The 15,156-nt window shown below is 66.8% G+C and carries 13 protein-coding genes; 11 read left to right on the plus strand and 2 right to left on the minus strand.

The window, feature by feature from the left end; translation table 11 throughout:
- Positions 1-25 precede the first annotated feature (25 nt).
- Both ACOGI7_RS00300 and ACOGI7_RS00305 read left to right on the plus strand, forming a co-directional pair.
- Entirely contained in the window at positions 26-1,153 is a 1,128-nt protein-coding gene (locus ACOGI7_RS00300; protein ID WP_419849934.1) for an ABC transporter permease, read from the plus strand.
- A complete protein-coding gene (locus ACOGI7_RS00305; protein ID WP_419849935.1) occupies positions 1,146-2,207 on the plus strand; it encodes an ABC transporter permease in 1,062 nt (353 codons plus the stop codon). Before ACOGI7_RS00300 ends, ACOGI7_RS00305 begins: the two co-directional genes overlap by 8 nt.
- Before the next feature lie 6 nt (positions 2,208-2,213).
- On the opposite strand, the gene ACOGI7_RS00310 is transcribed toward ACOGI7_RS00305, so the two are convergent.
- Together ACOGI7_RS00310 and ACOGI7_RS00315 are read right to left on the minus strand one after the other, a co-directional pair.
- Positions 2,214-5,714, minus strand: a complete 3,501-nt coding sequence (locus ACOGI7_RS00310) for an indolepyruvate ferredoxin oxidoreductase family protein (RefSeq protein ID WP_419849936.1) — start codon at positions 5,712-5,714, stop codon at positions 2,214-2,216.
- A gap of 83 nt (positions 5,715-5,797) precedes the next feature.
- A complete protein-coding gene (locus ACOGI7_RS00315; protein WP_419849937.1) occupies positions 5,798-8,233 on the minus strand; it encodes a CaiB/BaiF CoA transferase family protein in 2,436 nt (811 codons plus the stop codon).
- A gap of 35 nt (positions 8,234-8,268) precedes the next feature.
- Between ACOGI7_RS00315 and folE the strand changes: the two genes are divergently transcribed.
- From folE to lysS, 9 genes are all read left to right on the plus strand, one after another.
- Complete coding sequence (gene folE / locus ACOGI7_RS00320) at positions 8,269-8,853, plus strand: GTP cyclohydrolase I FolE (protein WP_419849938.1); 585 nt, start codon at positions 8,269-8,271, stop codon at positions 8,851-8,853.
- Positions 8,854-8,924: 71 nt separating this feature from the next.
- Complete coding sequence (gene folP / locus ACOGI7_RS00325) at positions 8,925-9,722, plus strand: dihydropteroate synthase (protein WP_419849939.1); 798 nt, start codon at positions 8,925-8,927, stop codon at positions 9,720-9,722.
- 33 nt (positions 9,723-9,755) lie between these two features.
- The gene (locus tag ACOGI7_RS00330; RefSeq protein ID WP_419849940.1) at positions 9,756-10,331 is read left to right on the plus strand and encodes a hypothetical protein; all 576 of its coding nucleotides are present in this window, start codon (positions 9,756-9,758) and stop codon (positions 10,329-10,331) included.
- Entirely contained in the window at positions 10,324-10,692 is a 369-nt protein-coding gene (gene folB / locus ACOGI7_RS00335; protein ID WP_419849941.1) for a dihydroneopterin aldolase, read from the plus strand. Before ACOGI7_RS00330 ends, folB begins: the two co-directional genes overlap by 8 nt.
- On the plus strand, positions 10,689-11,171 hold the full coding sequence (folK, locus tag ACOGI7_RS00340) for a 2-amino-4-hydroxy-6-hydroxymethyldihydropteridine diphosphokinase (RefSeq protein ID WP_419849942.1): 483 nt from the start codon (positions 10,689-10,691) through the stop codon (positions 11,169-11,171). The genes folB and folK overlap by 4 nt, the downstream gene beginning before the upstream one ends.
- Positions 11,168-12,040, plus strand: a complete 873-nt coding sequence (panC, locus tag ACOGI7_RS00345; RefSeq protein WP_419849943.1) for a pantoate--beta-alanine ligase — start codon at positions 11,168-11,170, stop codon at positions 12,038-12,040. The genes folK and panC overlap by 4 nt, the downstream gene beginning before the upstream one ends.
- Positions 12,027-12,902: a carboxylating nicotinate-nucleotide diphosphorylase gene (gene nadC, locus ACOGI7_RS00350; RefSeq protein WP_419849944.1), complete on the plus strand. Its 876-nt coding sequence runs from the start codon at positions 12,027-12,029 to the stop codon at positions 12,900-12,902. Before panC ends, nadC begins: the two co-directional genes overlap by 14 nt.
- A 12-nt stretch (positions 12,903-12,914) precedes the next feature.
- Positions 12,915-13,709, plus strand: coding sequence for a type III pantothenate kinase (locus ACOGI7_RS00355; protein ID WP_419849945.1), 795 nt, complete (start codon positions 12,915-12,917; stop codon positions 13,707-13,709).
- Between the two features lie 8 nt (positions 13,710-13,717).
- A complete protein-coding gene (lysS, locus tag ACOGI7_RS00360; protein WP_419849946.1) occupies positions 13,718-15,145 on the plus strand; it encodes a lysine--tRNA ligase in 1,428 nt (475 codons plus the stop codon).
- The last annotated feature ends 11 nt before the right edge of the window (positions 15,146-15,156 follow it).

Consider the following 15,156-nt stretch of genomic DNA (forward strand, 5'->3'; position numbering starts at 1 on the left):
AGAGCTCTAGGAGAGGAAGAGCACCGTGCTGCGAGTGGTCGGCTTGAAGCTGATCCGGCTCGTGCCGGTGCTCTTCCTCGTTTCTTTGGCCACGTTCTTTCTGATCGACCTCATTCCCGGCGATCCCGCCGCGGCCGCCTTGGGAACAGACGCCACCATCGAGGACTTGGAGGCAGTCCGCAAGTCGCTCGGCTTGGACAAGCCCATTACCGAGCGCTACGGAGACTGGCTGGGCGGTGCGTTGACCGGTGATTTGGGCCAATCGCTGCGCCCACCAAATGAGCCGGTCTCCGACTTGCTCCAGCGCAGCGCCGGACCCACGCTGCGCCTGTCGGCCATGGCGCTGGGCATGTCGTTCACCATCTCCATCTTCTTGGGGGTGTGGTCGGCCCACGCGGCAGGGAACCGGGCCGACCGGCTGGTGAGCGGCACCATGTTCACCTTCATCTCGGTCCCGACGTTTTTGGCCGGTTTGCTGTTCATCTTCTTCTTCGTGTTCCGGCAGTCCGTTCCCCGCTATCTGTGGCTGATCATCGTTGGCTTGGTCGTGTTGCGGTTGGCCTATCTGGCTCTCAGCCGGCTTTGGGAGGATCGTTCCGATTTCTCCGGATGGGCTGGATATATGGTGACCGCACTGGTGGTTGCCGGGCTCTTGCTTTGGGTGTTCTTCCAGTGGCCCGACTTCCCCCGCACGGCATCTCACCGTTACGACGACAATTGGCGGGAGCAGCTTCGCTCGTTGTTCTTGCCTGCACTGGCCCTGGCCCTGAGCGAGATCGCGGTGTTCACCCGCCTGCTTCGAGCCGACATGCTGTCGACCCTCCAGGAGCAGTTTGTGCTGTCATCGCGGGCCAAGGGCATGCCCACATGGCGGATCTTGTTCCGCGACGCGCTGCGACCGTCCTCGTTCTCCCTCATCACCATTGCCGGAATCACCCTCGGTCGGCTCATCGGCGGCACGGTGATCATTGAGAGCATCTTCGGGCTGGAGGGACTGGGAAAGCTGATCGTCGCTTTCGGGGTGCTTCCCAAGAACTACACCGTGGTCCAAGGAGGGGTGCTGGTGCTGGCAGTGGGCTATGTGCTGCTGAACGCCATCATCGACATCTCCTATCAGTACCTCGACCCCAGAATCAGGCGGGGCCGTGTCTGACGCGGCGTTTGGCACTATCGCCCAAGGCGAGCCGGAGATTCGGGGTCGGATCTCGGAACCTCGGCCAATCTGGCAGGCACCGCTGCTGCCCATCGGCATTGCGGCGATACTCGTCGGCACCATGGTGCTCAACGATGTGACTGCCGAAATCAGGGTTCTTTTGGTGCTGCTCGGCATTGCTGGCGGCTACTTGGGCATGGATGCGATCTGCCAGAGGCGCTGGGGTGCGGGGTTCGACACCTCTGCCTGGCTCTCCGGAGTCTGGTTGGTCATGATCGGGCTCTCGGCGATCTTGGTGCAGTGGCTTCCCTTGCCCGAGTCCAAGTTGGTGAAGAACTCTTTCGGCGAGGGTCTGCGCCTTCGACCCGATCTGTTCTCCCGACATCCCCTGGGCACCAACACGCAGGAACTCGATCTGTTGGGCGGCGTTATGTGGGGTGCCCGCACCTCGCTCATCATCAGCCTGGGAGCGGTGGCCATCGGCCTGCTGATCGGCGGGATTATCGGGATCGCCGCCGGCTACTTCCGGGGGACGTTGGACAGCGGCGTGGGTATTTTGGCCGATTCTCTGCTGGCCTTCCCCCCGCTGATCTTGCTGGTGGCCATGGCCACGGTGTTCGAGCAGAACCAGTGGACCATGGCGTTAGAACTCTCCATGCTGGGAATTCCAACCTACATACGGTTGGCCCGGGCCAACACGCTGACTTTTGCCCAGCGAGAATTCGTCTTGGCGGCCAAGGCCATGGGCTCAGGGGATCGGCGCGTCATCTTCCGGGAACTCTTGCCCAACGTGGCTCTGCCAATGGTTTCGTATGCCTTCTTGGTGACTGCGGTGCTGATCGTGGCCGAGGCCTCGCTCAGCTTCCTGGGGGTGGGAATCCAGCCCCCTGAGCCCACATGGGGCAACATGATCGAAGCGGGCCAGGAGAACTACCAGAATCATCCCCATCTGGTGTTTGTGCCCGGCATCGTGATGTTCATGACCGTGTTCGCCCTCAATCGGGTGGGCGACAAGGCCCGCGAGCGCTGGGACCCCCGCGAAGCCCAGATCTGAGTTGGTCTAGCGGCTGATCGCCGTCCGGAAGCGCTCGATGTTGGCGAGCTTGATGTCTTCGTAGCCGCGGACCAAGTCGGCGGCCTCGGCGATGGCTTGGGCGGTTTGGAGGTCTTCGGGGGCGGCGGTGCCTTCGATTGCCTGGCGCAACGCCACGAGGTACTCAGCGGGCAGGCGGCGCTCCTCGCGGCGGACTTTGGCCCGGCCGAAGGGATCGAATGGGGTTCCCCGCAGGTGCTTGCCCTTGGCCAATAGCCGGATCAGCGGCCGCCAGCGGTTCACTGAAAGGGCGATCTTCTTCTTGCGGCCCAGGGTCCGCAGGGTTGGGGGGTGCAGTTTCCAGGCCAGGCGGTCACCGGGCTGGGCAACCGCGGCGGCGGGATAGTGGCCGTTGGGGTCGAGCAGCAGGCGGGCCACCTCGTACTCGTCCTTGTAGGCGGTGAGCTTGTACAGCCCAGCAGCCACTGCCGCGGTCAGCGCCGCAGAGCCGGGATTCACACGACGCTCCACGGCCGCGAATTCGGCCACCTCGTCCAGATAGCGGTGGGCCAAGGCCCGGTTTTGGAATCGCACCAACTCGAAGGCGAACAACTCCAGGGCGGCGGCCAGTACGGTGTCGCTGTCGGCTAGCACCGCAATGCGGTCGCTCAGCTTTTGCCCCAACACCGCGCTGTTGTCGTCATCTGCCATCCAATCGGCCGAGTGGGTATCCGGCGCCGGGGCAAGTGCTATGGCCTCCTCAACCCGTTCGGGGTCGGCCACCCACCAGCGGCCCCAGCGGAACGCGGCGGTGTTCAGCTCTACGGCCACTCCGTTGAGCTCGATGGCGGTTTCCAGCGCCTCGGGCGTCACCGGCAGCAGCCCGGTCTGCACGGCCATGCCCACCACGAACACGTTGGCGCCCACCGCATCGCCCACCAGCACTTGGGCCAAGTCGGATGCGCTGGCCCAGAACTGGGCGTCTGATCGGGTATCGGCCCGCACCCGCTCCAACAGCTCATCGGCGGTGGGCATGTCGATCTCGGGGTGGGCGGTCTTGGCGCCGGGGGGCACCACGTCGAGCGAGCCCACTACCGCGGTGCGGGCAGAGTCGGACGCGTCCAGCCCGGTGGCCGACGCCGCCACCAAGAGGTCGAAGGCCAGCAGCAGGTCGGCCTGGCGGTCGCCCAACCGGTTGCTGCCCGAGCGGCCATGGCGGGTGATGCGCAGATCGCTGACTACCGGGCCGGCCTTCTGCGACAGGCCGATCTGGTCGAGCCCCTGCACGTTGGACCCGTCCAGCATGGCCGCGGTGCCGATGAGTTGGCCGGTGGTCACCACCCCGGTCCCGCCGATGCCGGTGATGTGGATGTTCACGTCGGCGCCGGCTGACTCCGGCGGGGCAGGGATAGGTGTGGCGGGTACCGGCAGATCGGCCGGTGCGGAGGCCTGTTTTCTGCGAGCGCGCTTGGGCCGGGTGATGGTGACAAACGCCGGGCAATCGCCTTCCAAGCACGAGAGGTCGATGTTGCAGCTGTCCTGGTCGATGGTGGTTTTGCGGCCGAACGGCGTGTCGAAGGGCTGCACCGACAGGCAGTTGGAGACCTCGGCGCAGTGGCCGCACCCCTCGCACACCCGGTGGTTGATGGCCACCCGAGTGCGAGGCGGGCTGATCTTGCCCCGCTTGCGGTCTCGGCGCAGTTCAGCCGCGCACCGCTGATCGTGGATGAGCACGGTCACCCCGGCCACCGCGGCCAGATCCTCTTGTACTTCGGCCAGCTCGGTGCGGTCTCTCACGGCTACTTCGGAGGGAATCCCCAGGCGGCGGGTGCGGGCTGGATCGTCGGAGGTGATGATGATGCGGGCCACGCCGTGGGCCAGCAGCGACCGGCACACCCGGTCGAGGGGGATGCCGCCGGTGGGGTTCTGCCCTCCGGTCATGGCCACCGCGCCGTTCCACAACAGCTTGTAGGTGATGTTGACTCCTGCGGCGATGGCCGCGGTCATGGCCAGTTGCCCAGAGTGGAAGAACGTGCCGTCGCCCATGTTCTGGATCAGATGGGGGGTGTCCACGAATGGGGCCATGCCAATCCACTGGGTGCCCTCGCTGCCCATGCAGGTGAGCCCGGCGATGTCGCCGTAGCGCGGCTCGCCCCCCAGCAGGATCATGGTGTGGCAGCCGATGCCGGCCCCCACTGCGGTGTCGGGGTCGGTCACCGTGCTGCGGTTGTGGGGGCACCCCGAGCAGAAGTACGGGGTGCGGTTCACCGCCAGGGGGATGCGCTCCCGGCGAGGGGCCTCGGGAGTGAGGCGGTGGCTGATGCGGTCCAGACGATGGCGCAGCGGTCTGATGAGATCGTCGGCGTGGAGGGCGCCGTGGCTCTTGATGAGCTGGTGGTCGTGCTCGTCGAACTCTCCGACCACCAGCGGGCGGTGGGCTTCGTTGTACAGCGCGTCTTTGACCCGAGACTCCACGTTGGGGGTCTTCTCCTCGATGACGAAGATCTCCTCCAAGCCCGTGGCGAACGAGCGGATGGTGGAGGCGTTGAACGGTATCGGCATGCCCATGCGGAGCATTCGGACGCCGGCTTCGGCGATCTCGGCATCGCTGCTCAGGCCGATCACCGCCAGCGCCTCCCGCACCTCCCAGTAGGTGATGCCCGAGGCGATGATCCCGATCCACGCATCCGGGGAGTCGACCACCACCCGGTTGAGGTGGTTCAACTCGGCGTATTGAAGGGCCAGATTGGTGCGGACCTCCACGATCTCGCGCTCAAAGTCCAGCGTGTAGGGGGTGAGCAGGCGGGTGTCAGGGCGGTGCTGGTAGGGCTTGCCCTCGTGCAGGGGTATGACCGGATTGACCCGGTTGGTGCCGAGGCTCACGTTGGCGGAGCCGTCGGCCACATTGGCCACGATCTTCATTCCCACCCACAGGCCGGTGGCCCGGCTCATGGCGATGGCGTGGTGGCCCAGTTCCAGCACATCGGCAGGGTCGCCGGGGTAGAGGACCGGGATGTGCAGGTCGGCCAGCACCCCGGCTGAGGTGGACGGCAGGGTGGAGGACTTGGCATTGGGGTCGTCGCCGGCCAGGAGCACCACGCCGCCTTTGGGGTCGGCCCCGGCGAACATCGCATGGCGGATGGCGTCGGAGGCCCGGTCGACACCGGGGGCTTTGCCATACCAAATGCCGATGACCCCGTCGTAGCGGGCATCGGGCCTCGACCCGGCGAGTTGGCTGCCCATCACCGCGGTGGCCGCATACTCCTCGTTGACCGACGGCCGCAGCACCATGTGGCTTTCCCCCGATTCCCGGACCGCCCGCTCCAATGCGGAGTCCAGCCCGCCGAGGGGTGAACCGGGGTAGCCGGCGGCGAACGCCGCGGTGTTGAGCCCCGCAGCCCGGTCGGCTCGCAGTTGCTCCAGTGGGAGCCGAGCCATGGCCTGAATTCCGGTGAGGAAGACGGTTCCGGAATCGTTGGTGAAGCGATCGGAGAGCCGGTAGCTGCGGTTCGACTCGGTGGCCGTCATGTGGAGGTCAGTCTAGGGGCAAGTTTTCGCTATGGGGTTGCGCAAATTGTCCATCTGGGACAGGGCGGTGGGCGCTCTCGGCACTAGACAGATGAACTGGGAGGGGCGAAGGCGGGGCGGGTGCCGATGACCTGGGCGGCCTCGAGGCGGGCCAGCTCGTCGTCATCCAGTCCCAGCAGGCCGCCCAGCACTTCGGCGTTGTGCTCGCCGAGGGTGGGGGCGGGGCGGGCGAACCAGCGGTCGGGCTGGCGGCCGAAGCGCACCGGCATGGCGGGGAAGCGATGGGTGCCGGCCAGGGGGTGCTCGACCGGCTCGTAGAAGCCGCGGGCGTTCACCTGGGGGTTGCGGTCGCCCCCTCGGCTCATCTCCACCTCCGCGGCAGGCACGCCGGACGAGATGAGCCGCACGACGACGTCGACCGCCTGCTGGTCGGCACACCATCGGCTGAGCCGCTCGTCGAAGGTGTGGCGGACGGCAAACCGGTCGGCCAGAGCCGCCGAGGTCGGTACCCGGTCCAGCTCCAGTTCGGGCACGGCTTCCAGCAGCCCCTCCCAGTGCTGGTTTGTCTCCACCGACAAGGCGATGTGCTGGCCGTCGGCGCACGGGTACACCCCTTGAGGGCAGGCGTAGGGGTGGTGGTTGGCTTCTCGCTGCATCAGATGTCCGGTGGCCGAGTACTCCACCACCTGCTCGGCCGCGGCGTTAAGCGCCGTTTCCACCATGGTGGCCTCCACGAAGCTGCCGAGGCCGGTTCGCTCTCGGGCGTGCAGGCCGCAGATCACCGCGTAAGCGGCGTGCAACCCGGCCAGCGGGTCGGACGGTCCTCGGGCCAGTTGCGGCGCGGTTTCGGTGTAGCCGCTCAACCAGCACATACCGCTGACCTGCTCCATGGTCTGGGCGAAGCCCACCCGGTCTCGCCACGGCCCGTCGAGTCCGAAGGCCGGCATTCGCACCATCACCATCCGGGGGTTCAAGGCGCTGACCGTGTCCCAGTCGAGCCCGAACTGGTCGATGACCCGGGGCGAGAAGTTCTCCACCAAGGCGTCGGAGACGCCGATGAGCCGATGCAGCAGCTCCATTCCCTCGGGACGGGTCAGGTCCAAGGTCACGGAGCGCTTGCCCACGTTGGCATGGTGAAAGGTGGGTCCGAATTCCCACCATTGGTCATCGGCCGGGGTGCGGGCCGAGCCGAACCTCATCCCGTCGGGCCGCTGCACCGATTCGATGTGGATGACGTCGGCCCCCAGGGTGGCCAGCACCAGTGTTCCGTAGGGGCCGGCCCAAAAGGCGGTCATGTCCACCACCCGCACGCCGTCGAGGGGCAGGGCATCGGGCGACGCGGTCGGGTCGGTGCCCTCCCGTCGGGCAGAGGCACTCGAGTCTGAGCCAGCCGCCAGCCGGCCCAGCACCTCGTCAGTGTGTTGGCCCAGGCGAGGGGCGGGCCGAAAGGCGACCGACGGATGGGCGCTGTTGCGGTAGGGAACACGGGGTTGGATGAATTCTCCGCCTGGGTTGGGGACGTACACCCCCCGCTGGGCGAACTGGTCGAACTCGGGCAAGTTGGCGCCGTTGCCGATGGGGGCGACGGGGATGCGCAGCAGGATGGCATCGCGAACCACCTCCTCGGTTGTACGGGCCGAGGTCCACTCCCGGATGGCACCGGCGATGGAGTCCCCGGCGAGGATGCGTCCGCCCATGGTGCCCAGCTCGGGGTCGTCGGCCCACTCCGGGTGGCCGACCAGCACGGTGAAGTCCTGCCACTGCTGGCCGGTGAACACGCAGAACCCCACGTAGCCGTCCCGGGTGGGTTCTACCGACGGCACCTCTAGCAAAGCGCGAGTGTCGTAGTCCCCGGTGAACGAGCCCCAAAGGGTCTGCACGTTGGTGCAGGTGGGGGTGATGGTCTCCAGCAGCGAGAGGTCTACGTGGTCGCCTATTCCGGTGCGTCGGGCCCGGCGCAACGCGGCGGCGGCCGCCACCGCCGCGGTCACTCCGCCCATCCATTCGCCGATGCGTCCCCCGGCGTTGAACGGGGTGCGCCCCGGCTGGCCCCGAGTGGCGGTCGATCCGGCGATGGCCATGAGGGTGAACTCGTTGGCCGGGCGCTGGCTCCACGGACCTCCCCGGCCGAAATTGGACACCGACACCATGGTGGCGTCGGGTCGCCGGTTGGCCAGCGCCTCCCAGCCCACCCCCAGCGCCTCGAGCTGGCCGGGCTCGGACCGCTCGATCACCAGCTCGGCCGCGCCGTAGAGCTCAAGCAGCTGATCGCGGCCCTCTGCCGACCGGTAGTCCAGCACCACGCCCTGTTTGGTGGTGTTCAAGAACCCGAACAGCGGGCCGTGATCGCCAACGGGGGCAAAGGAGGCCGAATATCCCCGCAGCGGATCACCCTCGGGCAGCTCCACCTTGACCACCTCGGCGCCCGCATCGGCCAGCAGCTTGGTGGCATAGCCGCCGGCGATGCCGTAACCCAGATCGACTATTCGAACCCCGTCCAGCGCAGGCCGCCCAACCATGAGTTTTTGACACTACCCGACTACCGTCGTGGCCGATGGGCGACAAGGAAACGGCCACGGTAGACCAACCTCGGATCGAGGCCGCGGTGCGGGAGATCTTGGCCGCTATCGGCGAGGACCCGAACCGAGACGGCTTGCTGGACACACCGGGACGAGTGGCCCGCATGTACGCCGAGATCTGCGGGGGTCTGCACGAAGACCCCGCATCCCACCTGACCCGCCAGTTCGAAGCCGACCACGACGAGATGATTCTGGTGCGCGACATCCCGCTGTACTCGCTGTGCGAGCACCACCTGATCCCGTTTTTGGGCAAGGCCCATGTGGGCTACATCCCCAACGAAGATGGGTGCATCACCGGGCTGTCGAAGCTGGCCCGGGTGGTGGATGGGTATGCCCGGATGCCCCAGGTGCAGGAGCGGCTCACCACTCAGATTGCCGATGCCATAGAAGGCGCCCTCAATCCGCGGGGCGTGCTGGTGGTGGTGGAGGCCGAGCACCTCTGCATGTCGATGCGGGGCATCCGCAAACCGGGGGCCAACACGGTCACCTCGGCGGTGAGAGGCCTGTTCCGCACCGACATCGCCACCCGGGCCGAGGCAATGCGATTCATCGACCGCTGAGAAACGATCTGAGGCACCGGAGAAGGCTATTCGCATAGGGCCGCCCCCAGACACAGGGGTACTCTGAAACGGTGGAGTCACAGAAAGCGGGTCCAATGGTCATGGGCGTCGTCAACGTGACTCCCGACTCGTTTTCCGATGGTGCCCGGTTCTCGACGCCCGAAGCGGCGGTGGCCCGAGGCCGCCAGCTTTTCGACGAGGGCGCCGCTGTGGTGGACGTGGGCGGTGAGTCCACCCGTCCGGGAGCTGAACCGGTGCCGGTGGCCGAAGAGCTGGCTCGGGTGGTGGACGTGGTGGCTGGCTTGGTCCCCCATGGACGGGTCTCCATCGACACCACCAAGCCCGAAGTGGCCCGGGCCGCAGTGGCTGCGGGCGCCGATATCCTCAACGACGTCTCAGCGTCGATGCACGAGGTGGCCGCGGAGTTGGAAGTGACCTGGATCGCCGTCCACCGCCAGGGCACTCCCGGCACCATGCAGGTCGCCCCCCGTTATGAAGACGTGGTTGCCGAGGTGGGCGGCTACCTCGCTCAGGCTGCCGAGCGGGGAATGGCCGCCGGAGTACCGGAGGTGTGGATCGATCCGGGAATCGGCTTCGGGAAGACCACCGACCACAACCTGGAGCTGCTGGCCAACTTGCGGCACCTCACCGCGGGAGGAGCACCGGTGGTGGTGGGGGTCAGCCGCAAGCGCTTCATAGGGGAGCTTCATTCCCGAAGTGACGGTGGCGCCCACCAAGAGGTCCCGACCGATGACCGGCTTGAGGGGTCGCTGGCCGCGGCGGCCTGGGCGTACGCCCAGGGAGCAGCGGTTGTCCGAGCCCACGATGTGGCGGCCACTGTGGGGGCTATGAAAGTGGTGGCGGCATGAAGGGCAAGTGGGGGCCATGAGGGCGGTCGCAACATGAAGGGCAAGTGGGCGGCGGGCATCTGCCCGCGCAACTTCTACTGGATCATGAAGGATCGACTGGCGATCTGCGAGCGCCCGGGAGGGCGAGGGGAGAGCCACCGTCGGGTTCGGCGCACCGAGGAGATCAACTGGATTCGCCAGCAGGGATTTACCCGGGTCGTGTCATTGATCCCGTCCACCCACAACCTCCACAACTACAGCGAGCAGAACATCGCCTGGAGTCACTGGCCAATCGCCGACAACGAGGATTACACCACCCGACTCGGCCCGCTGTTCACGGAGTTGCAGCTGCTGTTGGCCAAGGGGGAGAAGCTGCTGGTCCACCGCCGGGGTCTGGGCGACGAGGTGTGCGGGTTCATGGCCGGTTATCTGGTGTGGACGGGGATGGTTCCCAGCGAGTCGCAGGCGGTAGTGGTAGTGGAGAAGATGACCGAGCGCCCTATCGGCTCGGTGGGGCGTCGCATCGTGAACGCGGCCGCGGCGCTCCCCGAGCCAGAAGTGCAGCTCTCCCTGGTCGAAGAGCTCGATGAGCACGGGGAACAGTCAGAGGAGACTCCCGCAGATGACTGAGGACCGCGTACTGCTTCGGGGCCTTCGGGTCATGGCCCTGTGCGGGGCGCTTCCCGAGGAAAGGGACCGGGCGCAGCCGTTCGAGCTGGATGTGGACATCGGAACGGATCTGGAGCCGTCGGGGCATTCCGACGACTTGGGCGACACCGTCGACTACGGAAGGGTGTGCGCCGACGTTGCTGCGGCAGCCGAGGGCGAGCAGTTCACTCTGATGGAGACCATGGCCCAGCGGGTGGCTGAGACGTGCTTGCTCGCAGATCAACGGGTGGAGTGGGTAACCGTGGAGGTTCGCAAGCTCCGCCCACCGGTGCCCCAGCAGCTTTCGACCAGCGGCGTTCGCATCACTCGCCACCGGCAATGACCAGGGCTTTTCTTGGCTTGGGGTCCAACTTGGGCGACCGCATGGGTTACCTCAAAGACGCAGTGGCCGCCATGGACGACTGCGTCGCGGTTTCTGGGATATACGAAACCGACCCGGTGGGAGGTCCCGATCAGGGCCGATACCTGAACGTGGTCGCCGAACTGGACACCAGTCGGTCGGCCCGCGACCTATTGGAGCTTTGCCAGATGCTGGAGGCGGCCGCCGAGCGGGTGCGAGACGTCCGCTGGGGCCCCCGTACGCTGGATGTCGATGTGCTGTGGGTGGACGGAGAAACGGTGGACGAGCCCGATTTGGTGGTGCCCCATCCCCGTATGTTCGAACGGGCATTTGTGATGGTGCCGCTAGGCGAGTTGGCTCCCGACCTGGCCGAGGGGTGGTCCGATCCCGCGAATGGCGATTGCCGCAGGCTGGGCGACTGGGATGAGCTTGTCCCTCCAGCGAGCGAGGGCATTTCGTGAGTGCCGTCACCGGTATTCCCATGGTCGAACAGGTGTCTGAGCTGCGGGCCGCGCTGGATGCTGCCCGTCGCGACGGCGGCTCAGTCGGCTTGGTGCCCACCATGGGCTATCTCCACGAAGGCCACCAATCGCTGGTGACCCGCTCGGCGAGCGAGAACGACCTGACCGTGGTGAGCATCTTCGTCAACCCCCTTCAATTCGCTGAGGGAGAGGACTACGGGACCTACCCCCGGGATCTGGATCGGGATCGGGAGATGTGCACGGCCGCGGGGGCTGGGCTGATCTTTGCTCCACCCACCGAGGAGATGTATCCGCAGACTCCGGTCACCGCCGTGACGGTCAAGGGGCTCAACGCCGTGCTCGAGGGCCGGTTCCGACCCACCCACTTCGATGGCGTCACCACCGTGGTGGCCAAGCTGTTCGCGTTGCTGGGGCCGGGTCGGGCCTATTTTGGGGAGAAGGACTACCAGCAGCTGGCGATTATCCGTCGAATGACCGCCGATTTGTCTTTGCCGGTGGAGGTGGTGGGCTGTCCTACTTTTCGGGAGCCCGACGGCCTGGCCATGTCCAGTCGCAACGTCTATTTGTCGCCCGATGAGAGGCCGGCAGCCACCGTGCTGTGGCGGTCGCTCCAAGCCGGGCGGGAGGCGGTGGTGCAGGGCAGCCGCGACCCCGACGAGGTGGAGGCGGTGATGGCCGCGGTGCTGGCCGCTGAGCCCAAGGCGTCCCCCGACTATGCCGCGGTAGTCGACGCAATCACGCTGGATCGACCCGATGTGCTGGATGGCGAGCTGCGTCTGTTGGTGGCCGCCCAGGTGGGCCGAGCCCGCCTCATCGATAACGTCGGAGTTGACTGTGACCGGCTTTGACCCTCCAATGCAGGAGGTGCAGGCCGCGGTCGAGCTGGCCTTGGCCGAAGATGTGGGGCCACTGGGCGATCTCACGTCGTCTCTTGTCCCCCCTGGAGACATCACCGCGGAGATCACCGCTCGAGACTCTGGTCGTTTGGCGGGGCGGGCCTGTGCCACCGAGGTGTTCCGGCAGGTGGATCCCTCGGTGACGGTGGAGTGGCATGCCGCCGATGGCGACCCGGTGGCCCCTGGTCAGCGGTTGGCCGTGGTTGCCGGGCCCCGGGCCTCGGTGCTGACCGCGGAGCGCACCGCATTGAACTTCTTGAGCCACCTGTCGGGTATCGCCACCGAGGTATCCCGGTACGTTGCGGCCGCGGCGTCGGCCGGTGTGGGCCGCGCCCGCATCCGGGACACCCGCAAGACGACGCCCGGTCTGCGGGTGTTGGAGAAGGCCGCGGTTCGGGCCGGCGGGGGCGACAACCACCGGATGGGGCTGTCGGAATGGGTCATGTTCAAGGACAACCACTTGGCGGGGATGTCCATCGCCGACGGGGTGACGGCCGCTCGCAGAAGCTGGCCGGATCGCATCGTCTATGTGGAGTGCGACCGCATCGAGCAGGTCGAAGAGGCATTGGCTGCGGGGGCAGATGCCCTGCTGCTGGACAATATGACTCCCGATGGGGTGCAGGCCTGCGTGGCCCGGGCCGCAGGACATGACTGCCTCCTGGAGGTGAGCGGCGGTATCACACTGGAGACGGTGGCCGAGTACGCAGCCACCGGCGTGGACTTCATCTCGGTGGGCCGCATCACCAACTCGGCTCCGGTGCTTGACATCGGGCTCGACTTTGGCAATGTTCCGGTCAACGCAGAAGAGGAGTAAACAAGGGTTCCTATGCTGTTAGCCCTCGACATCGGCAACACCCAGACCGTGGTCGGTCTCTATGAAGCCGAGCGTGCTGAGGATTGCCGGGCCGAAGACGGCCTGATCGAGCACTGGCGGCTGTCTACCGTGCACGAGCGCACCCCCGACGAGGTCGCGGTGCTGCTGCGCAGCCTCTTGGACAGCGTGGACGTGGCCATGGAGGACGAATTGACCGGGGTGGCGGTGTGCTCCGGGGTGCCCCAGATCCGGGAGAGCGTGCGGATGATGGTGCAGCGCTACCTCGACTTCGACCCGGTGGTAATCGAGCCCGGCACCCGCAGCGGTATTCCCATCCTGTATGACAACCCCCGCGAGGTGGGTGCCGACCGAATCGCCAATGCGGTGGCCGCCCATCACCTCTACGGCGGTCCCGCGGTGATTGTCGATTTCGGAACCACCAACAACTTCGACGTGGTCTCCGAGGCCGGCGAGTTCTTGGGCGGGGCCATCGCGCCGGGCATCGAGGTCAGCCTGGAAGCCATGGTGGGCCGAGCGGCCGCCTTGGGCCCGGTGGCGCTCACCGAGCCCCGCAGTGTGATCGGCAAGACCACGATGGAGTCGATTCAATCGGGGGTCATCTACGGGTTCGTCGCCCAGATCGACGGCATGGTGACCCGATTCGCCAAGGATCTGGCTGGCGAGGCGGTCGTGATCGCCACCGGCGGGCTGGCCCACCTCATTGCCCCGCTGTCGGACACCATCCAGTACGTCGAGCCCTACCTGACCCTCCACGGCCTGTGGCTGGTCCACGGCCGCAACCAGTAGGCCGACCAGTGAGCACGCCCTATCGGTTCGAGGCCACTGCCTCCGCCGCCGACTGCCACCAGCGCCACGGCGACATTGAGGCCGGCACCGAGACCGGCCAGACGGTGTCGGTGGCGGGGCGGATCATGCTGCGCCGAGTGCAGGGCAAACTGGCGTTCGCCACCCTCCAAGACGCCACCGGGCGCATCCAGCTTTTTGCCCCCGCCAAGGTCACACCCGACTACGACGGGTTCTGCGCTTTGTCTCTGGGGGATTGGGTCGGCGTGAGCGGCGAGGTGATGAAGACCCGCAAAGGGGAGCTGTCGGTGAAGGTGGAGGAGTGGGATCTGCTGGCCGAGGCCCGGCGGAGCTTTCCCGACAAGTGGCACGGGCTGTCGGACCCCGACATCCGGTTCCGCCAGCGCTATGTGGACCTGTGGGTGACCGAGGAGGCCCGCCAGACCTTCCGACTGCGCTCGGAGATGATGTCGCTCACCCGCCGCTGGCTGGAGGATCGGGATTTCGTCGAGGTGGAGACGCCGGTGTTCCACCCGGTGCCCGGCGGCGCGCTGGCCCGGCCGTTCAGCACCCACCACAACGCGCTGGATATGGAGCTGTTCTTGCGGATCGCCCCCGAGCTGTACCTGAAGCGGCTGGTGGTGGGCGGTTTGGAGCGGGTGTATGAGATTGCCCGAGTGTTCCGCAACGAGGGGATCTCCACCCGCCACAATCCCGAGTTCACCATGCTGGAGCTGTACTGGGCCTACGCCGACTACGGCGACATCATGGAGCTGGTCGAACAGCTGGTGGCCCACCTGGCTCAGGAGCTGAAGGGCACCACCAAGATCAGCTACGGCGGCCGGGAATTGGACCTGACCCCGCCGTGGCCCCGCTCCCGGTTCGTCGACCTGCTGGCCGCCCACAGCGGCTTGGACGTGGACCTCGACACCCCTCTGGCCGAGCTGCGGTCGCACTGCGCCGACCGGGAGATCCCGGTGGAGGATCGCTGGGGGCCGGGGAAGCTGCTGTTGGAGCTGTACGAGAAGACCACCGAGGCCGAGTTGTGGGGCCCGGTGTTCGTGTGCGACTACCCCAAGGAGGTGTCCCCGCTGGCCCGGGAGCACCGCGACCACCCCGGCTGGGTGGAGCGCTTCGAGGCCATCGTGGCCGGCCGGGAGCTGGCCAACGCCTTCAGCGAGCTGACCGACCCCGAAGAGCAGCGGGCCCGCTTCGAAGACCAGGCGGCTGATCGGGATGCGGGCGACGCCGAGGCCATGGCGGTGGACTGGGACTACCTGCGGGCCCTGGAGTTCGGCCTGCCCCCCACCGGCGGTCTCGGGGTGGGCATGGACCGCCTGGCCATGCTGCTGGCCGACGTCCCCAGCATCCGCGACGTGATCCTGTTCCCCACCCTCCGCCCCGAACCCCCGGAGCGCCCCGCGCCTCCAGAGAGTTAAACAGCTCCTGC

The sequence above is a fragment of the Candidatus Poriferisocius sp. genome (assembly GCF_965204145.1).
Classification (GTDB): Bacteria; Actinomycetota; Acidimicrobiia; order Acidimicrobiales; family Bin134; genus Poriferisocius.